Below are 18,616 nucleotides of genomic sequence, written 5' to 3'. Positions count from 1 at the left end.
TTCAGTGCTCCGCCGCGGCCATCGACTCGGCGCGAATTTCTTCCGTCAGCCGCGCCTTGATGTCCATGAACTCCGGCGAGGTCTTGATGGTGTAGCTGCGCGGATGCGGAAAGTCGACCGCGATCTCGGTCTTGATGCGCCCCGGCCGCGCGCTGAACACCGCCACGCGGTTGGCCATGAAGATCGCCTCGTCGATGTCGTGCGTGACGAACAGCACCGTCTTCTGCGCCGACTCCCAGATGCCGAGCAGCAGCTCCTGCATCAGCACGCGCGTCTGGTTGTCGAGTGCGCCGAAGGGCTCGTCGAGCAGCAGCATCTTGGGGTCGTTGGCCAGCGCGCGCGCAATGGCCGTGCGCTGCTGCATGCCGCCCGAGAGCTGCTTGGGAAAGTGCTGCTCGAAACCGCGCAGGCCCACCTTGGCGATGAAGAACTCGCTGCGTTCCTTCTGGTCGGCCTCGCTCATGCCGCGCTCGCGCAGGCCGAAGCGGATGTTCTGCGCCACCGTGAGCCAGGGGAACAGCGTGTAGCTCTGGAACACCACGCCGCGGTCGGCGCCCGGGCCGTCGATGCGCTCGCCGTCGAGCAGCACCTGGCCAGTTGTCGGAAAGTCCAGGCCCGCCACGATGCGCAGCAACGTCGACTTGCCGCAGCCCGAGGGGCCGAGGATGGTGACGAAGTCGTTCTCGCGCACCTCGAAGTCGATGGGCTGCAGCGCCTGCGTGCGCTGGCCCTTGGTGCCGGTGAAGACGCGCGACACGCCCTGGATGGAGAGTTGGTTCTGCGTCGTCATCACAGTGCGGCCCATGCAAAGAGACGGCGGTTGAGCGCCTTGAAAGCGAAGTCGGACAACAGGCCGATGACGCCGATCACGATGATCCCGAAGATGATCTGCCCGGTGTTCAAGAGCGCCTGGCTGTCCGTGATCATGTGGCCGATGCCCGAGGACGAGCCGATCAGCTCCGCCACGATCACGTAGGTCCATGCCCAGCCCAGCACCAGGCGCAGCGTTTCGGCGATGCCCGGCGCCGCGCCCGGAATGAGCACGCGCGCCACGACGCCGCGGCTGTTGGCGCCCAGCGTGTAGGCGGCCTCGACGAGGTCGCGCCGCGCGCCGCCCACGGTCACGGCCACCATCAGCACGATCTGGAAGAACGAGCCGATGAAGATCACCAGCAGCTTCTGCATCTCGCCCAGGCCCGCCCACAAAATCAGCAGCGGAATGAAGGCCGAGGCCGGCAGGTAGCGGCAGAACGAGACGAAGGGCTCGAAGAAGGCCTCCACCGTTTTCCACGTGCCCATGGCAATGCCCAGCGGCACCGCGAACACGGCCGCCATCAGGAAGCCCCCGAACACGCGCCACACGGTCATGCCGATGTCGCCCAGAAAGCCGTACTCGGTGAAGAGCAGCCAGCCTTCCTTGACCATGGTCGGCGGGCTCGCGAGAAAGGTCGGCGGCACGAAGCCGCCGAGCGTTGCGAGCGTCCACACGAGCACGAAGAAGACGAAGAACGCCAGCCCCAGCAGCACGCGCGCACGCGCGCCGATGGGCTCCAGCGGCGCCAGGCCGCGCCTGCGCGCGGGCTTGAAGGACACGGCCTGCGCAGGCACCGCCGCCGACACGGCGGCAGGCACCTGCTGCATCGCCTTACTTGACGAAGCTTGCATCGAAGGTCACGGCCAGGTCTTCGGGCGCCTTGCGGATCACGCCGGCTTCCAGAAGGATGGGGGTGGCTTCCTTCATGAAGCTGGTGAGTTCGCCCGCGAAGAACTTCTGGTTGGCGGCCTTGTCCTGCCAGCGCAGGAAGGCCGACGACTTGGCGAATTGCTCGCCGCTCTGCTTCACGGCCGAGCCCATGAGCTCGTTCGACTTCTCGGGCTCGGCCTTGATCATGTCGAGCGCCTCGAAGTACGACTTGGTGAGTGCCGCGGCGGCCTTGGCGTTGGCCTTGAGCCAGGTGGGCGCGCAGCCGACGGTGTCCATCACCATCGGGTAGTCGAGCGTGGTGGCCAGGATCTTGCCGGCGGCGGGGTTGGCGCGCACGGTCGACAGGTAGGGCTCGTAGGTCATGGCGGCGTCGTTCTGGCCGGCCACGAAGGCCTGGGCCGAGGCCTGCGGCGACAGCGTGGTGGTCTTCACGTCCTTCAGCGTCATGCCGTTCTTGTTGAGCATCCAGGCCAGGCCGAAGTAGGGGGCGGTGCCGGGCGCGTCCACGCCGATGGTCTTGCCCTTGAGGTCGGAGAACTTGGCAACGTCGCCGCGCACCGCGAGGCCGTCGGCGCCGTAGGACTTGTCCATCTGGAAGATCTGCACGATGGGCACGCCGTTGGCGTTCCAGGCCACGTGCGTTTCCACCGTGGTGGCCGCGCACTGGATCGCGCCGGAGGCCAGCGCCAGGTGGCGGTCTTTCTGCGGGATCATCTTCAGGTCGACGTCCAGGCCGTTCTTCTTGAAGATGCCGGCCTTGTCGGCCAGCGAGAGCGGCGCGAAGCCGGTCCAGCCGGACATGCCGAGCGCAATCTTCGTTTCCTGGGCGGCGGCCGTCTGGGCCATGCCCGCTGCACATGCAGCGGCTGCCAGCAGCGAAGCGAATTTCACAACTACCGTCGTCTTGACCATGGGTACTCCTGGTTCTGTTCTTTGGAAAGGCTCGGCGGTACATCCCGGTGACGGGGCTGCGCGCGCCTCGCATTGTTGCCAAGCGCCCCAACTTGTATATACAGGATAACCCGGAAGGTCTTTTTTGGTGCACTTCTCAGGGAAATGCACCGGTTTGCTGTCTAGACAAGAGAGGCTGCGGGACGGGGGTGACTGTTGCAAACCTCGTGCCAGTGCCGGTCCACTCCGGTCACGGAGCGGCCGCACCGGTGTGTTGTTGCAGCCATTGCCGGGCCCGGGCGGTCAGGCGGTAGCGCTGTTTGCTGCTGCGAGGCTTGTCGGGCAACGTCATTTCGATCATTCCGGCTTCAAGCGATGGCAACAGGTACGCCTTGCGAAAGTGCTCGTCGTCTTTCAAGCCCAGAGCCTGCTGGAGCTGATGGCGCGGCCACTCGCCTCCCAGGGCCACGATGACTCGCGCCACTTCCGGGGTGACTTCCGGGGTGACTTCCGGGGTGACTTCCGGGGTGACTTCCGGGGTGACTTCCGGCACTGTCCGCACCTTGGGGTGCACCGGCAGCCGGATCAGGAACGAGGTGCGCTCGTCGTCGCTCTCGAACACGGGCTGCGGCGAACCATTGGCGGCCATCACCTTCAAGATCTTGGGGATGCCAGTGGCGCGCCCCTCGGTCAGATCGAGCTCTTTCAGAAATTCGCCGATGCGCCGGTTGCGATAGCGACGGCTCACGGCGCGGCCCGCCTGGAGATCGGCCAACGTGATGGAGCGGTCCGGCCCCGGAAAGCTCAGCACCACCAGTTCGTCGCGGTCGATGCGAACCTCGATCGGCTCTCGCTCTTCATAGGAGCGGTGATACACCGCGTTGACCACCGCTTCTTCGATCGCGGCATAGGGGAAGTTCCAGACCCGTTCAGCCTCCGCGCGCTGTGGATGCTTGATGACTGTTTCGACGAGGTAGTTGCGTCGGATGTAGTCGAGCGCCTCGCGCGTGATGCGCCCGAGCGGCCCCTTGAAGGTCTTTTCATCGAAGCGGTCACCACCCGCACCCTCGGGAAACCACAACACGTCGATCTGCGTGCCCGGAAAGAAGCGCTCGGGTGCATCGTTGAAGAACAGCAGGCCCACGTTCTTGGGCATGGGCGCTTCGACAGTGCCTCCCGCCACATTCATCTGCCGACCCAAGGCCTCCAAGGGGAGCGCAGCCGCGTCATCGGCCAACTCGCTGCCGACATCGCGCAAGAAGGCTTCCATCAGGGGCTGGGACAGATCGTCTAAACGCGCCATCTGCTGGAACCGATCATCGAACGGCACCTTGGCCGTGAGGCTCAACAGCTCCTGCTCGACCTCGCCTTTGGCCTACACCGTGCTCGAATACCGGCGAATGTAGTAGTGCCAGCTCTTGTGCTTGGCAGTGACAGACGCCGGCACCTTGTAAGGCCGGGTCTGGCCGCCCGGCGCCCACAGCACGATGAGCTTGCGGCCCTCGACCTCTTCGATACCGAGCACCGGGAAGTAAGGCGGCTGGATCAACTGGCAATGCGCGAGCAGCTCCTGCTGGATCCTGTCGAGCTGGTGGTCGGCAAGGCCCACCGGAGGAAAGAGAGGCTGGCCATCGGCATCGCAGTCTTGCCCGACGACCACATAGCCACCGCCCAGGTTTGCGAAGTCGTTGGCAAATGCGCAGACGGTGCGCAGGATCGCGTCGGGGTTCCAGCCGGCCTTGTATTCGATGCGCTCACCCTCCACGGTGCGCTGATGCAGGAGGTCGTCGAGATTGATGGGGAGCTTGATGGACATTGAACAGCAGGCCGGGGCGAATGGCCGAAGCATCGACCCGCAAGCACATCACGGGTACGGGACACGGACAATGGATTTGGTTGAATGGCACGGCAACTGGTCAATTCTCCACGCTCCAAGGCGCTCCGGCCTGCTGACTGCGTGCGCATCGGCAAGCGACAATCGCCCTTCGCCAGCAGGAGCTGGAACCCAAGTCGAATCGACGTCCGCTCCAGCGCGGAAGCTGTTAATTTCATAGCGTCATAACTGTTTGTTGCCTGTGTCCTCTCTCGCTCCCCGCCCCATCGACGCCTCCGGCAGCAGCGCACCCGCCGACATCCTTCACGAGGTCTTCGGTTATTCGCAGTTCCGCGGGGCCCAGCAGGAGATCGTCGATCACGTGGTGGGCGGCGGCGACGCGCTGGTGCTGATGCCCACGGGCGGCGGCAAGTCGCTGTGCTACCAGATTCCGGCCATCGCGCGCCAGCGCGCGGGGCACGGCGTGTCGATCGTGGTGTCGCCGCTCATCGCGCTGATGCACGACCAGGTGGGCGCGCTGCACGAGGCCGGCGTGAACGCGGCCTTTCTCAATTCCACGCTCGACTGGGAGCAGACGCAGGACGTCGAGCGCCGCATGCTGCGCGGCGAGATCACGCTGCTGTACGCGGCGCCCGAGCGGGTGAACACGCCGCGCTTTCTGTCGCAGCTCGATTCGCTGAAGGAGCGCGGCAAGCTGTCGCTGTTCGCGATCGACGAGGCGCATTGCGTGAGCCAGTGGGGCCATGACTTCCGCCCCGAATACCGCGCGCTCACCGTGCTGCACGAGCGCTATGCCGGCGTGCCGCGCATCGCGCTCACCGCCACGGCCGACGACCTGACGCGGGCCGACATCGTCGAGCGGCTGCAGCTCGAACAAGCCCGCCAGTTCGTCTCCAGCTTCGACCGGCCGAACATCCGCTACACCATCGTCGAGAAGAAGGACGCCACCACGCAGTTGCTGCGCTTCATCGAGCGCGAGCACGAAGGCGATGCGGGCGTGGTCTATTGCCAGTCGCGCAAGCGGGTGGAAGACCTTGCGACGACGCTGCGCGACGCGGGCATCAACGCGCTGCCGTACCATGCGGGTCTCGATGCGGCGGTGCGCCAGAAGCACCAGGACCGCTTCCTGCGCGAGGAAGGCGTGGTGATGGTCGCGACCATTGCCTTCGGCATGGGCATCGACAAGCCCGACGTGCGCTTCGTTGGCCACCTGGACATGCCCAAGAACATCGAGGGCTACTACCAGGAAACCGGCCGCGCGGGCCGCGACGGCGCGCCCGCCGACGCCTGGATGACCTACGGCCTGAACGACGTGGTGAACCAGCGCCGCATGATCGACGAGAGCCCGGCCGGCGAAGAGTTCAAGCAGGTGATGCGCGGCAAGCTCGACGCCCTGCTGTCCCTGGCCGAAGCCAGCGACTGCCGGCGCGTGCGCCTGCTGGGCTACTTCGGCGAGCAGAGCACGCCCTGCGGCAACTGCGACAACTGCCTGAACCCGCCGCAGGTGTGGGACGGCACCGATGCCGCGCGCAAGCTGCTCAGCACCATCTACCGCGTGCAGCAGCTGAGCGGCATCAGCTTCGGCGCGGGGCACATCATGGACATCCTGCGCGGCAAGTCGACCGAGAAGGTCAAGCAGTTCGGGCACGAGCGCATCAGCACCTTCGGCATCGGCGCGGAGTTCAGCGAGGTGGCGCTGCGCGGCGTGCTGCGCCAGCTGATCGCCACCGGCGCGCTGGCGGTGGACGCGGAGGCGTTCAACACGCTGAAGCTCACCGAGGGCTCGCGCGCGGTGCTCAAGGGCGAGGCCATGGTGTCGCTGCGCGAGTCGGTGTCGTCGCCGGCGGAGCGCAAGCCCCGGCGCGAGAAGGTGGCCAAGGGCGCGCCCTCGCCGGCCGCCGCCTCGCTGGACGACACCGGCAAGAAGCGCTTCGAGGCGCTCAAGGCCTGGCGCGCCGAGGTGGCCAAGGAACACAACCTGCCTGCCTACGTGATCTTTCACGACGCCACGCTGGCCGCCATTGCCGAGCGCGCACCCGCGACGCTCGAAGACCTGCAGGGCATCAGCGGCATCGGCACCAAGAAGCTCGAGGCCTATGGCGCCGAGGTGCTGAGGGTCTGCGAAGCGTTCTGAGGGAGGGGCCTGCCATGGACACCCGCCAGATGCGCTGCATCGTCGCGATTGCCGAGGCGGGCAGTCTCACGAAGGCGGCCGAGCGGCTCGGGCTGGCGCAGCCCGCACTGACGCAGACGCTGAACCGCCTCGAGCAGGAGCTCGGCATCCGCATCTTCACGCGCTCGCGCCGCGGCGCCACGCTCACGGACGCCGGCCTTGCCATCCTCGACGACCTGCGCGCCAGCCTGGCCTACGGCGACGCGGCCGCGCAACGCGCACGCGCCATGGGCGCCGGGCGCGCAGGCCGGCTCACGGTGGGCTTCGTCACGCATGCGGTCTACGAGGTGCTGCCGAACGCGCTGCGCCGGCTGCGCGCGGCGCACCCGCAGCTCGACGTGGTGCTGCGAGAGATGAGCAATGCCGAGCAGGTGGCCGCGCTCGAGGGCGGACGCATCGACATCGCGTTGCTGCATCCGCCGGTGACGGTCACGGCCCGGGTGCACGAACTGCGGCTGGGCGAGGAGCCGATGGTGGCCGCGCTGCCCGCCGCCTGGCCGATGGCCGAGGACGGCTGCGTGTCGCTCGCCGACATCGCACGGCACGGGCTGGTGTGGTTTCCCGAAGAGCAGATCCCCGCACTGCGCGCCCAGTTGCTGGGCGCGCTGCGCCGCGCCGGCCACGAGACGCGGGTGGTGCAGGATGCCAACCGCACGCTGACGGTGCTGGCCTGCGTGGCCGCAGGGCTCGGCTGCTCCCTGCTGCCGCGCTCGGTGCGCGCGCTGCAGCACGAGGGGGTGCGCTATGCCGAAGTGCGCGACGGCGCGCCGCTGCCGGCCTTCGAACTGTCAGCGCTGTGGCTGGCGCGGTCGCGGCCGACCTTCGCCGACGCCTTCGCGGCCATGCTGGCCGGCTGACACGCGCACCGTGCGGCGGCCGGCCTCACTCCATCTGGATCTTGTTGTCCTTGGCAAGCCGGGTCCACTTGGCGATCTCGGCGCGGCGGAACGCATCGAGTTCGCCCGGGCTGGAGCCGATCACTTCGGCGCCCAGGGCTTCGAGCCGGGCGCGCACCTCGGGATCCTTGAGCGTCGCCGCGAGCTCCTTGGACAACCGCTCCACCACCGGCGCAGGCGTCCCGGCCGGCACGAACACCGCGTTCCACTCATAGACCTCGTAGCCCGGCAAGCCGGCTTGCGCCACGGTCGGCAGTTGCGCCAGGGCGGGTGAACGCGCCTTGCCTGTGACGGCCAGCGCCCGCAGCTTGCCGCCCTGGATGAAGGGCAGGCTCGACGCCAGGCTGGCGAAGAACACCGGCACATGCCCCGACATGACGTCGGTGAGCGCGGGACCGCCGCCCTTGTAGGCCACGTGCGTCATCTGCACGCCCGCCATCGAGGCGAACAGCTCGCCCGCCAGGTGCTGCGCCGAACCGTTGCCGGAAGAGGCGTAGTTGATGCCGCCCGGCTTCGCCCTGGCCTGCGCGATCAGGTCGGCCACGCTCTGGATCGGCGCCGACGGGTTCACCACCAACACGTTGGGCACCTTCACCAGCAGCGACACGGGCGCCAGGTCGCGCAGCGTGTCGAAAGGCATCTTGCGCAGTGCCGGGTTCTGCGCATGGTTGGAGGCATCGAGCATCACGGTGTAGCCGTCGGGGGCGCTCTTGGCGACCAGGTCGCCGCCGATGGCGCCACCGGCACCGCCGCGGTTGTCGATCACTACCGGCTGGCCCAGCTTCGCCGACAGCTTGGGCGCGACGATGCGCGCGACCGCGTCGACCGTGCCGCCCGGCGGATAGCTCACGACCAGCCGCACGGGCTTGGACGGCCAGGCCTCGGCGTGGGCGCAGAACCCGGCGAGCAGCAGCGCAGCGCCACCAAGGGCACGCGGAAGGGCACGCAGCAAGCGTGCGCGCGAGAGTTCATTGGTCATTGATGTCTCCTGTCTTGAACTTGAACAAACGGGCCGGCGTATCGACCAGGATGCGGCGGCGCGCGGCGGCGTCGGGCACCCAGTCGGCCAGCGCCGCGTGGGCGGTGGTGTAGTCGGCCATCTCTCGGTGCTGGGTGTGCGGCCAGTCGCTGCCCCACACCATGCGCGCGGGGCCGAAGGCTTTCAGCAGCGCCTGGGCGGCGGCGCGCGCGGCCACGGCGCCGGCGGCCCCGGGCCAATTTCGGTAGGCGGCCGAGAGCTTGACCCAGAGGCGCCCGCAGCCCGCGGCGCCCAGCAGCCAGGCGAAGCCCTCATCGGCATTGGCCGTCGCCGACGCGGGTCGGCCGAAATGGTCCACCACCAGCGCGCAGCCGGCATCGAGCACGGGCTGCGCAGCCCGTGCCAGGTCGCGCGATTCGCGGTGCAGCTCCACATGCCAGCCCAGCGCCTGCACACGGGCAAAGAGCAACGTCCATTCGGGCCGGGAGAAGTCGGGCAGCGGCAGGCCCACCAGGTTGAGGCGGATGCCGCAGACACCGGCTTCGGCCATGGCGGGCAGCAGGGCCTCGTCTGCCGCGGCCGGGTCGACCACGGCAACGCCGCGCAGCCGCGCGGGACAGGTGCGCAGCGCGCCGAGCAGAAAGCTGTTGTCGGTGCCGAGGAAGCTGGGCTGCACCAGCACGCCATGCGAGACGCCGTGCGCATCGAGCAACGCCAGGTACTCGGCCAGCGTGGCCTCGTAGTCGGGCGCATGACGGCGCGCCGCGGCCAGGGGCAGGCCATGCGCAAACACATGGGCATGGCTGTCGACGCCGGCGATGGCGCAAGTGTCGGAAGGGGCGACGAAAGACACGGCGTTGTCTGCCTCGGATTCGTTGAACGTCCGCGGTGTGCGAACGTGGGCGAGTATCCGCAAGGCAACACCTGTTGGGAACGCGTCTCCTGGTTGCGTTTAGATAAGCATGGCTTATGACGCCCTCAGTTCGTCGCGGCCGGCAACACCACCGGCACCGGCCGCGTGAGCAGGTCGACGTACAGCTCGAAGAAGCGCGCGTTGTCGAACTTCTGCACCACCGTCATCTTCTGCAGCGCAGGCCCTGCCGGCTGCGCGGTGTAGCCGATGGAGCGGCCGTTGTCGGCCGCGCCCGGCTTGGCCACGACGTCGACATACCGCTCCGACGTCCGCGTGGCATAGCTCGGATCGATCAGGTAGGCGAGCGCCAGCGTGTCCCAGATGTTCTGCGTGTAGCTGGCATTGGTCTCGAAACCGTTCTTGCCGTCGAAGCCGTAGCCGTTGAGCTTCTGGAACACGTCGGTCACGGCCGTGGGCCGGGTCGGATGCGCGATGCGGTCGTAGAGGGGCTTGGTGAGGAACACGGTGTCGGTCACGTCCAGCGGCACCACCACCTGCGGAATGGGCAGGCGCACCACGAACTGCGCGGCGTCGGGGTCGAACCACCAGTTGAACTCCGCGGCCTTGGTGGTATTGCCCGGCACGTCGATGGCGCCGCCCATGTAGATGATCTGCTTGACGAGCGGAACGATCTCGGGGTTCTGCCTCACCGCCAGCGCGATGTTGGTGAGCGGGCCGATGGCCAGGATCGTGACCTCGCCCGGGTTGGCCTTCACGGTGTCGACGATGAAGTCGACCGCGCTCTTGCGCTGCACCACGGTGTGTTTCGCGAAGCCGTCGGGCGAAGGCTTCAGGTCGGCGTCGGTCTTGGGTTCCGGGCCGCCCCAGGCGCCCAGGTAGCCGTCGCCGCCTGCGCCCGCGGTCATTTCTGCCTCGACGTCGGCGAAGGTGTGGTTGAGCGCGTAGTTCGCTCCCACGTACACGCCGATGCGCTCGCCCACGCCCAGCCGCTCCACCGACATGAGCGCGTCGGCCACGCCCTGCCTGAGCCACTGGTTGCCCGACACCACGCTGATGCCCATGACCTGCACCTTGCCTTGCGCCTGCAGCTGTGCGGCCATGACGCCGAGCTGGCCGTCGTCGCTCATGGTGTTGTAGTCGCTGTCGATGATGATCTTCTGTGCCGTGGCGCCCTGGGAGCCGAACGACCCGAGGCCGATGCCCGCGCCACCGCCCCCTCCGCCACCGCATCCCGCCAGTACCGCCATGACGACGACGAACATCGTCGCTAGCCATTTGCGCATTTTTTTCTCCCTGAGTTGTAGGTTTGGTTTTCGGTCTCCCTCCGCTCGGGAGAACCGAAATAAAAACGTTTGCGCAAAGCTTTGCGCAAACGTTTGCCAAACTCTACGGCGCGAGCCATGTGCGTGGCAAGCACCATGGCCTAGGGGTTTTCCGCGGGGAAGATCCGCGGATCAGCCCGGGTTGGGCGCAGCCTCGATCAGGCGGTTCTCGCGCAGCGGCGAGCGGTCGAGCAGGTAGGGCTGCTCCAGCGCCGGTGCGGCCTGCGACTTTTCAAGGCCTGACCTGGCCGCGGCCTTGGTCGAGCCGGCCGCCGGGCATGCGCCATTGCCGCGCAGGGCGAGTGCGGCCGCCAGGCGGGCTTCGGCGCTGTCCCCGAGCGGGTGGGTGAAATCGTCGGCCACGGTGCAGTCGGGTGCGAAACCATCGCTGTAGTCGCCCTCGCCCTTCTGGTTCGTGCCCTTGAACTGGATGGCGAAGTAGCTGGTGCCGCAGTTGTCCTGGGGAATGAAGCCGTAGGGCTTGCCGCAAGTGGTGCCGCCCACCAGCTTGACCGTGACGCCCACGCCGCGCAGGCTGTTGATGACCGACTCGCTGGCCGAACAGGTGTCGGGACCGGTGAGCACCGTGACGCGCGACAGGCCGAGCGTGGGCAGCGCCTGGCCGCTGCGGCTGGTGCCGACGAAGGGCGTCAGGGTCTGCGCGAGCGTTTGGCGAAACGGGTTCTTGTCGTTGTAGACCAGCTGCTCGAAGGTCTTGCCCGCGGTCACCGCCGGCGAAGAGATCATGTAGGCCAGCCGGCTGGCGATGAGGAGCTGTCCGCCGCCGTTGTAGCGCATGTCGAGCACCAGGTCGCTGATGCCGGCGCCCTGCTTGAACGAATTGACCGCATCGATGAGCAGCGCCTCCGACGTGGTGATGTGGTCGTTGAACAGCAGATAGCCCACGCGGGCGCCGCCGGTGTCGATGACCTGGACGTTCTGCACCGGCGTGCTGGTGACGTTCTCCGCCTTCAGCGTGACCGCGGCCTGCGGCGTGCCGCCCACCTCGAAGGTGAAGCTGTGCGATTCGCCCACGGCCTGCGGCGCAAGGGCGCGGTTGATTGCGTTGACGTTGGCCGTGCCGGTGCTGCCGACGACATCGACGCCGTCGATTCCGAGGATCTTCGCGCCGCGTCGCAGGCCCAGCCGGTCGGCCGGCGAATTCGGCTCGACGAAGGCAATGCGGATGTCGCGCGGCGGCGAGCTGCGCACGGACGCGGTCTGCATGCCGTAGCCGGCCGACACGCCGCCTTGCGAAAGCTGGCGGTACACCTCGGTGTCGTAGGTGAAGTGGAAGCGGTCCTTGGCGCGGCCCGAGGCCGTGGTGGCCGGCGTCTTGAGCACGTTGAACCAGGAGACAGGCGTGGCGTAGTCGCTGGCCTTGAGGGTGGTGGGCACCTCGGCATACCAGAGGTAGGTTTCGTCGATCCAGCTGCGCACCCAGCGCTTTTCGGTGTCGAGCGAGCCGGCGCCGTCGGGAAATGCAGCGCCGGTGGCGGGGTTGGTGCCGCTTCGCGGCACGGCGCATTGGCCGGCAACGGTGGCCGAGGGCACGATGCCACTGTCGCCGCCGTCACCGCCACCGGCGGGCGGCGCCGTGACGCCGGGGAGCAGGCCGATCGGCAAGCCCGCGCCGCCGCCCCCTCCGCCACCGCCCCCACAGCCCGCCAGCAGGCAGCCCGCAGCGAGCGCGGCATGTGCAACCCAGGCGCCAGGACGCGGCAGACGCCGCAGGTCGATCGCTCGAAAGCCCATGTGCTCCTCCTTGTGCCCGCAATGGCGGACGGATGTTTCGCAACCGGCGACCGCTCGGCCCGCGCTGCGCTTGCCGGGCATCCCACGCGGTTCTGTTCTGCGCTGTTTCTTCTCTACTGCACGAAGCCCATGCCGCGCGACTCGCGCACTTCGGGCTTGATGCGGTGCTCAGCTTCGAGCTGGTCGAGAAACTCGTCGGCCGAAAACTCGGTGGCCAGGATATCGGTCTGCCGTTTCACGGCGGCGAAATCACCCGGGCACAGCTGGCTTAGGCGCGCGAGCCGGGTGCTCAGCACGCCGGTCATCCGTTCGCTGTCGCCCGCGAGCGCTTCGGTCACGAACATGCGCTCGCGCTGCGCCGTGGTGAGCGGCATGAACTTGATCTTGAAGGTGAAGCGCCGCAGCGCAGCCTGGTCGAGCCGGTCGAGCAGGTTGGTGGTGCACACGAAGATGCCGTTGAAGCGCTCCATGCCCTGCAGCATCTCGTTGACCTCGGTGACCTCGTAGGTGCGCTGCGCGCCGCGCCGGTCCTGCAGAAAGCTGTCGGCCTCGTCGAGCAGCAGCACGGCCTTCTCGTTCTCGGCCTCGCGGAACATGGCGGCCATGTTCTGCTCGGTTTCGCCGACGTACTTGCTCATGAGGTCGCTCGCCTGCTTGATGATGAGCGGCCGGCCGATGGCCTTGGCGATGTGCTCGGCCAGCGCGGTCTTGCCGGTGCCGGGCGCACCGTAGAAGCACAGCGTGCCGTGGCCGCGCGCCTTCAGCGCCTCGACCACGCGCGGGATCTCGAAGCGGGTCTCGACGTTGAGCATGTCGAGGTCGTAGGTGGTGACGCTGCGGCGCTCGCCGCGGCCGGCATCGAGCGTGCCCAAGGCCAGGTCGGCGTTGCGCAACTGGCGCTCGATGAGCGCCTCCACCGAAGCATCGTCGGTTCGCGCGAGTCCGGCGAAGCGCACCGCCGTGCGGATCTGTGCGGGCGTGAGGCCCTTGCGCTCGGCCAGCTTGGCCGTGAAGGCTTCGGACACGACCACGCCTTCGAGCGTCTTCTTCACGAGTTGCTCGCGCGCGCCGGGTGGCGGCGACTTCAGCTCGAGGTGGTACGCGAAGCGGCGGCGAAAGGCGGGGTCGATCTGCTCGATGCGGTTGGTGACCCACAGCGTGGGCACGGGGTTGGCTTCGAGGATCTGGTTGACCCAGGCCTTGCCGCTGACGCTGCCGCTGGTGGGCGCGGGAACCTGCTCGGCGCGCGCCATGAACTGCGCGGCCTCGGTGCTGATGGGCGGGAAGACGTCCTCGACCTCGTCGAACAGAAGCGCGGCGTGCGCGCTGCCCTTGAGGAACACCTGTGCGATCTGCAGCGAGCGGTAGCGGTCGCGCCCGCTCAGCGAGTTGCCGTCGCGGTCAGCATATTCGACCTCGAAGAGTTCGAGGCCGGCAGCCTGCGCGACCACCTTGGCGAGCTCGGTCTTGCCGGTGCCGGGCGGACCGTAGAGCAGCACGTTGACGCCGGGCTCCTTGCGCGCCACCGCGGCGCGCAGCAGCGTGACGAGCATCTGCGCGTCTTCCTGCACGAAGGAAAAGTCGTGCGGCGTGAGCGCGCTCTTGGCCGAGGGCCGCGTGAACACGGCCATCAGTTCGTTCTGGTCGCGGTACTCGCGCATGAGCACCGGCGGCAGCTTCTCGCTGACCTTCATGAGGTCGGCCAGGTCGGTGATGTTGTGCTCGGAAATCAGGTTCTCGACGAGGCCGATGCGCTCGAGGCGGGAGCCCGCACGCAGGGCTTCGCCCACTTCGCTGGCGTTCACGCCCGCAATGTCCGCGATGGCCGCGTAGGCCTCGGGCGCGTTGTTGACCTTGAACTCGACCAGCAGCGAACGCAGGTCGCGCTGGTAGCGCGCGAGCGTGCCGTACAGCAGCAGCGCGCGCTCGGCCTTGTTGAGCTGCAGCAGGCCCGCGAGCGCTTCGATGTTCTTCTCGACCAGCGTCGACTGCTTGCGCAGCGCATGCGTGAGCCAGTCGCGCGTGACGGTCAGCACGGAAAGCAGGTCCTTCGGCTGGTCCTTGGCGTATTCGTCGAGGTAGAAGAAGAGCGTGCCTTCTTCGTACGGGCCGCGCCACACGCCGTGCCGCTCCAGCAGCGTGCGGCCGTCGAGGTTCTCGACGCCCTTCCACGCCTCGTTGCCGGCGCAGCGGCGTCCGAGGAATTCGCGCAGCCGATGCAACACCGCGGCGGGCCACACCAGATGGCGCCCGGTGAGCGACAGCAGGCCGTTGATGTCGCGCCGCACATTGAAACGCGGCCCCTGCTTGGCCGCGAGCGTGAGCACGAAGTGCGAGCACATGAGCTCCAGCACAGGTGCTTCCTTGAGGCCGGGCGACGGCAATGCCTGCCCGCGTACCGCAGCAGCCACCACATCGACACCCGCACGCTTGGCCATCAGGCAACCTCCAACGAGGAAAATCTCGGAGAGACCATAACGCAGACTTTTGGCTTCGGGAAGACTCGCAAACGGTAAAAACCCTGATGGCGCGATTCCAGCCACAATGCGCGCCATGGTCGGAATCGAAGAAATCCAGCGCGCCGCGGCGCGCCTGCAGGGTCAGTTGCTCAACACGCCCTGCGTGGAATCGCGCACTTTGTCGGAGATCGTCGGTGCCCAGGTGTTCCTGAAGTTCGAGAACCTGCAGTTCACATCCTCGTTCAAGGAACGGGGTGCGTGCAACAAGCTGGTCGATCTTTCCGACAACGGTACACGCGGAGTCATCGCCATGTCTGCCGGCAACCATGCGCAGGGTGTGGCCTATCACGCGCAACGGCTCGGGTTGCGTGCGCTGATCGTGATGCCGCGCTTCACGCCCGGCGTGAAGATCGAGCGCACGCGGGGCTTCGGCGCCGAAGTGGTGCTGCACGGCGACTCGCTCGACGCGGCACGCGCCCATGCACTGGAGCTTGCGCAGCGCGAGGGGCTGACGTTCGTGCATCCCTACGACGACGAGGCCATCATCGCGGGCCAGGGCACGGTGGCGCTCGAGATGCTCGACGCCGTGCCAGACCTGGACACGTTGGTGGTGGCCGTCGGCGGCGGCGGGCTCATCGCAGGCATGGCGGTGGCGGCACGGGCGCGCAGGCCCGACATCGAGATCGTCGGTGTGCAGACCACGCGCTTTCCGGCGATGGTCAATGCCGTCAAGGGCACGCACCATGTGCAGGGCAAGAGCACGATCGCCGAAGGCATCGCGGTCGGCACGCCGGGGGTACTGACACGGGAAATCATTGCGAGCAAGGTCGACGACCTGCTGCTGGTGGACGAGGGCGACATCGAGCAGGGCGTGCTGATGCTGCTCGAAATCGAGAAGACGCTGGTCGAAGGTGCCGGCGCCGCGGGCCTGGCGGCATTGATCCGGCACCCGGAGCGCTTCAAGGGAAAGCGCGTGGGGCTGGTGCTTTCCGGGGGCAACATCGATCCGCTGCTGCTCGCGGCCATCATCGAACGCGGCATGGTGCGGGCTGGGCGGCTGGCCCGCGTGCGCGTCAGTGCGCGCGATGTGCCGGGCTCGTTGGCCGAGATCACGGCCACTGTGGCCGAAGCGGGCGCCAACGTCGACGAGGTTCACCATCAGCGCGCCTTCACCATGCTGGCAGCCCAGAACGTCGACATCGAACTGGTCCTGCAGACCCGTGGGCGGGCGCACCTGGCCAGCGTGCTGGTCGCGCTGAAGGACGCTGGCTTCGAGGCCGAGGAGCAGCATTGAGCAGCGAGATCACCCCCGGTTAACCTGATCGAGGGGCTCGCAACCCCCTAGACCTGCCGGAGGCTACCCGCCGGTAAAATGGCTGGAGTCTGTCAATTTGCGTATTCGAGGTACTTCCCGATGTCCAACCCCCCTCCCACCGAGCCGAGCCATGCCGCCGCTGTCGAAAAAGACGCCGTCGAGTCGGTCGTTCACCTGATGCCGTTGGTGCTCCCGCTGGCCGGCGGCGTGCTGATGCTGCTGCTGGCGTCGATCGCCGTCTTTCTGGCCTGACGCTGACAGGCAGTCGCGCTCTTGTCCGCGGGCTGTGCGGCCCGCGTTGACGCAGTCTCCCGAAGCGAAACGTTTTCTCAAACGGACCTCCGAGCCTGAGCAGGCTCGGCGCCCCGTTCGGAAAGACGATTTTTCAACTTAGGAGATTTTCCGATGAACGCACCCATGATGCAGGGCCTGACCATTCAGGCGCCCTCATACGTCAAGAACGCGAAACTGATCGCTTGGGTGGCCGAGATGGCCGCGCTGTGCAAACCCGAAGCCATTCACTGGTGCGACGGCAGCAAGGAAGAATACGACCTGCTGTGCCAGCAGCTGGTGGACGCCGGAACCTTCAAGAAGCTCAATCCGGCCAAGCGCCCCAACTCGTTCCTCGCGGTGTCCGACCCGAGCGACGTGGCGCGTGTCGAAGACCGCACCTACATCTGCTCCGCGAAGGAGGAAAACGCCGGCCCGACCAACAACTGGATGGCGCCGGCCGAAATGCGTGCCACGCTGCAGCCGCTGTTCGACGGCTGCATGAAAGGCCGCACGATGTATGTCGTGCCGTTCAGCATGGGCCCGCTGGGTTCGCCCATTGCCCACATCGGTATCGAGCTCTCCGACTCGCCCTATGTGGCGGTCAACATGCGCATCATGACCCGCATGGGCAAGGCCGTGTACGAGGTGCTGGGCGCCGATGGCGACTTCGTGCCCTGCGTGCACACCGTGGGCGCACCGCTCGAGGCCGGACAGGAGGACGTGTCCTGGCCCTGCAATAAAACCAAGTACATCGTTCACTACCCCGAGACCCGAGAGATCTGGAGCTACGGGTCGGGTTACGGTGGCAACGCGCTGTTGGGCAAGAAATGCTTCGCGCTGCGCATCGCATCGAACATGGGCCGCGACGAAGGCTGGCTGGCCGAGCACATGCTCATCCTGGGCGTGACGAATCCTGAAGGCAAGAAGTACCACGTGGCCGCGGCGTTCCCCAGCGCCTGCGGAAAGACGAACTTCTCGATGCTGGTGCCACCCGCCGGCTTCGAAGGCTGGAAGGTCACGACCATCGGCGACGACATTGCCTGGATCAAACCGCAGGCCGACGGGTCGCTGCGCGCCATCAACCCCGAGGCTGGCTATTTCGGCGTGGCCCCCGGCACCAACATGCTGACCAATCCGAATTGCATGCGCAGCCTGGACGACGGTGTGATCTTTACCAACGTGGCGCTGACGGACGATGGGGACGTGTGGTGGGAAGGCATGGAGCAGGATGCGCCAGGCAAGGCGCTGCCGGCCCACCTGATCGACTGGCAGGGAAAGGACTGGACTCCGCAAATCGCCAAGGAAACGGGCGCCAAGGCCGCCCACCCGAACGCACGCTTTACCGTGGCCGCCACAAACAACCCGGCGCTCGACGATGCGTGGGACGATCCGAAAGGCGTGACCATCGACGCCTTCATCTTCGGCGGCCGCCGCTCGACGACCGTGCCGCTGGTGACCGAGGCCCGCAATTGGGTGGAAGGTGTGTACATGGCCGCGACCATGGGCTCGGAAACCACCGCTGCAGCGGCGGGGCAGCAAGGCATCGTTCGCCGGGACCCGTTCGCCATGCTGCCTTTCATGGGCTACAACATGAGCGACTATTTCCAGCACTGGCTCGACCTGGGCAAGAAGCTCGAGGCTTCGGGCGCCAAGCTCCCCAGGATCTACACGACCAACTGGTTCCGCAAGGGCGCCGACGGCAAGTTCGTCTGGCCCGGCTACGGCGAGAACATGCGTGTGCTGAAATGGATGATCGACCGCGTCGAGGGCAACCAGACGGAAGGCATCGAGCACCTGACCGGCGTGAGCCCGCGCTATGAAGATCTGAACTGGACCGGCCTGAACTTCAGCGCCGAGCAATTTGCCACAGTGACCAGCATCGACAAGGCCGCGTGGGAGGCCGAATTGAAGCTTCATGAAGAACTCTTCAAGCAGCTGGAGCACCATCTGCCGAAGGAACTGCCAGAAACCAAGGCTGCGATCGAGCAGCGTCTTGCTGCCTGATTTTCAGCTGATTCAACTGGTAAAAGCCCGATGTATTCATCGGGTTTTTTTACGTCTGCCTTGTTGTGGTCATTCGCGCGTTGGTGTTGACGAATGCTTTGGCGAAAAGCAAAAAACCCCAGTCATCACTGACTGG

15 protein-coding genes are annotated in these 18,616 nt (G+C 66.9%); 5 read left to right on the top strand and 10 right to left on the bottom strand.

From position 1 onward, the window contains the following. Window position 1 precedes the first annotated feature (1 nt). The 5 genes from ACSFA5_RS24175 to ACSFA5_RS24155 all read right to left on the bottom strand — a co-directional run bounded on the left by ACSFA5_RS24175 (window position 2) and on the right by ACSFA5_RS24155 (window position 4,412). Window positions 2-805, bottom strand: coding sequence for an ABC transporter ATP-binding protein (locus ACSFA5_RS24175; RefSeq protein ID WP_435446589.1), 804 nt, complete (start codon window positions 803-805; stop codon window positions 2-4). Beyond that, window positions 790-1,641, bottom strand: a complete 852-nt coding sequence (locus ACSFA5_RS24170; RefSeq protein WP_435446588.1) for an ABC transporter permease — start codon at window positions 1,639-1,641, stop codon at window positions 790-792. The genes ACSFA5_RS24175 and ACSFA5_RS24170 overlap by 16 nt, the downstream gene beginning before the upstream one ends. Before the next feature lie 4 nt (window positions 1,642-1,645). Beyond that, entirely contained in the window at window positions 1,646-2,617 is a 972-nt protein-coding gene (locus ACSFA5_RS24165) for an ABC transporter substrate-binding protein (protein ID WP_435446587.1), read from the bottom strand. A 229-nt stretch (window positions 2,618-2,846) separates the two neighbouring features. Continuing rightward, the gene (locus ACSFA5_RS24160; protein ID WP_435446586.1) at window positions 2,847-3,944 is read right to left on the bottom strand and encodes a Fic family protein; all 1,098 of its coding nucleotides are present in this window, start codon (window positions 3,942-3,944) and stop codon (window positions 2,847-2,849) included. 27 nt (window positions 3,945-3,971) lie between these two features. Then, complete coding sequence (locus ACSFA5_RS24155) at window positions 3,972-4,412, bottom strand: AlbA family DNA-binding domain-containing protein (protein ID WP_435446585.1); 441 nt, start codon at window positions 4,410-4,412, stop codon at window positions 3,972-3,974. Between the two features lie 259 nt (window positions 4,413-4,671). Between ACSFA5_RS24155 and recQ the strand changes: the two genes are divergently transcribed. Both recQ and ACSFA5_RS24145 read left to right on the top strand, forming a co-directional pair. Further along, the gene (recQ, locus tag ACSFA5_RS24150; RefSeq protein WP_435446584.1) at window positions 4,672-6,564 is read left to right on the top strand and encodes a DNA helicase RecQ; all 1,893 of its coding nucleotides are present in this window, start codon (window positions 4,672-4,674) and stop codon (window positions 6,562-6,564) included. Window positions 6,565-6,578: 14 nt separating this feature from the next. Then, the gene (locus ACSFA5_RS24145) at window positions 6,579-7,460 is read left to right on the top strand and encodes a LysR family transcriptional regulator (protein WP_435446583.1); all 882 of its coding nucleotides are present in this window, start codon (window positions 6,579-6,581) and stop codon (window positions 7,458-7,460) included. Window positions 7,461-7,485: 25 nt separating this feature from the next. Here the strand turns inward: ACSFA5_RS24145 and ACSFA5_RS24140 are convergent, their stop codons facing one another. The 5 genes from ACSFA5_RS24140 to ACSFA5_RS24120 form a co-directional block, all read right to left on the bottom strand. Continuing rightward, window positions 7,486-8,478 carry a tripartite tricarboxylate transporter substrate binding protein gene (locus tag ACSFA5_RS24140; RefSeq protein ID WP_435446582.1) on the bottom strand — a complete coding sequence of 331 codons (993 nt, stop codon included), beginning with the start codon at window positions 8,476-8,478 and terminating at the stop codon, window positions 7,486-7,488. After that, on the bottom strand, window positions 8,468-9,331 hold the full coding sequence (locus tag ACSFA5_RS24135; protein ID WP_435446581.1) for an amidohydrolase family protein: 864 nt from the start codon (window positions 9,329-9,331) through the stop codon (window positions 8,468-8,470). The genes ACSFA5_RS24140 and ACSFA5_RS24135 overlap by 11 nt, the downstream gene beginning before the upstream one ends. Window positions 9,332-9,456: 125 nt before the next feature. After that, entirely contained in the window at window positions 9,457-10,635 is a 1,179-nt protein-coding gene (locus tag ACSFA5_RS24130; protein ID WP_435446580.1) for a nucleoside hydrolase, read from the bottom strand. A gap of 171 nt (window positions 10,636-10,806) precedes the next feature. Next, window positions 10,807-12,429, bottom strand: coding sequence for a S41 family peptidase (locus tag ACSFA5_RS24125; RefSeq protein WP_435446579.1), 1,623 nt, complete (start codon window positions 12,427-12,429; stop codon window positions 10,807-10,809). A 113-nt stretch (window positions 12,430-12,542) separates the two neighbouring features. Further along, complete coding sequence (locus tag ACSFA5_RS24120; protein ID WP_435446578.1) at window positions 12,543-14,867, bottom strand: ATP-binding protein; 2,325 nt, start codon at window positions 14,865-14,867, stop codon at window positions 12,543-12,545. 115 nt (window positions 14,868-14,982) lie between these two features. On the opposite strand from ACSFA5_RS24120, the gene ACSFA5_RS24115 reads away from it, so the two are divergent. From ACSFA5_RS24115 to ACSFA5_RS24105, 3 genes are all read left to right on the top strand, one after another. Then, window positions 14,983-16,182, top strand: a complete 1,200-nt coding sequence (locus ACSFA5_RS24115; protein ID WP_435446577.1) for a threonine ammonia-lyase — start codon at window positions 14,983-14,985, stop codon at window positions 16,180-16,182. Between the two features lie 120 nt (window positions 16,183-16,302). Continuing rightward, window positions 16,303-16,455 (top strand): hypothetical protein, encoded by a 153-nt coding sequence (locus ACSFA5_RS24110; protein WP_435446576.1) that lies wholly within the window; start codon window positions 16,303-16,305, stop codon window positions 16,453-16,455. Between the two features lie 153 nt (window positions 16,456-16,608). Further along, a complete protein-coding gene (locus ACSFA5_RS24105; protein ID WP_435446575.1) occupies window positions 16,609-18,480 on the top strand; it encodes a phosphoenolpyruvate carboxykinase (GTP) in 1,872 nt (623 codons plus the stop codon). Window positions 18,481-18,616 lie beyond the last annotated feature (136 nt).

The organism is Variovorax monticola (assembly GCF_051216855.1).
Lineage (GTDB): Bacteria > Pseudomonadota > Gammaproteobacteria > Burkholderiales > Burkholderiaceae_C > Variovorax.
This window is presented reverse-complemented; position numbering and strand designations above follow the sequence as displayed.

What these genes read in the sequence shown, in the direction of transcription:
- ACSFA5_RS24175 (WP_435446589.1), bottom strand. Translation starts at nt 805, where the DNA reads ATGGGCCGCACTGTGATGACGACGCAGAACCAACTCTCCATCCAGGGC.
- ACSFA5_RS24170 (WP_435446588.1), bottom strand. Translation starts at nt 1,641, where the DNA reads ATGCAGCAGGTGCCTGCCGCCGTGTCGGCGGCGGTGCCTGCGCAGGCC.
- ACSFA5_RS24165 (WP_435446587.1), bottom strand. Translation starts at nt 2,617, where the DNA reads ATGGTCAAGACGACGGTAGTTGTGAAATTCGCTTCGCTGCTGGCAGCC.
- ACSFA5_RS24155 (WP_435446585.1), bottom strand. Translation starts at nt 4,412, where the DNA reads ATGTCCATCAAGCTCCCCATCAATCTCGACGACCTCCTGCATCAGCGC.
- ACSFA5_RS24145 (WP_435446583.1), top strand. Translation starts at nt 6,579, where the DNA reads ATGGACACCCGCCAGATGCGCTGCATCGTCGCGATTGCCGAGGCGGGC.
- ACSFA5_RS24140 (WP_435446582.1), bottom strand. Translation starts at nt 8,478, where the DNA reads ATGACCAATGAACTCTCGCGCGCACGCTTGCTGCGTGCCCTTCCGCGT.
- ACSFA5_RS24130 (WP_435446580.1), bottom strand. Translation starts at nt 10,635, where the DNA reads ATGCGCAAATGGCTAGCGACGATGTTCGTCGTCGTCATGGCGGTACTG.
- ACSFA5_RS24125 (WP_435446579.1), bottom strand. Translation starts at nt 12,429, where the DNA reads ATGGGCTTTCGAGCGATCGACCTGCGGCGTCTGCCGCGTCCTGGCGCC.
- ACSFA5_RS24120 (WP_435446578.1), bottom strand. Translation starts at nt 14,867, where the DNA reads ATGGCCAAGCGTGCGGGTGTCGATGTGGTGGCTGCTGCGGTACGCGGG.
- ACSFA5_RS24115 (WP_435446577.1), top strand. Translation starts at nt 14,983, where the DNA reads ATGGTCGGAATCGAAGAAATCCAGCGCGCCGCGGCGCGCCTGCAGGGT.
- ACSFA5_RS24110 (WP_435446576.1), top strand. Translation starts at nt 16,303, where the DNA reads ATGTCCAACCCCCCTCCCACCGAGCCGAGCCATGCCGCCGCTGTCGAA.
- ACSFA5_RS24105 (WP_435446575.1), top strand. Translation starts at nt 16,609, where the DNA reads ATGAACGCACCCATGATGCAGGGCCTGACCATTCAGGCGCCCTCATAC.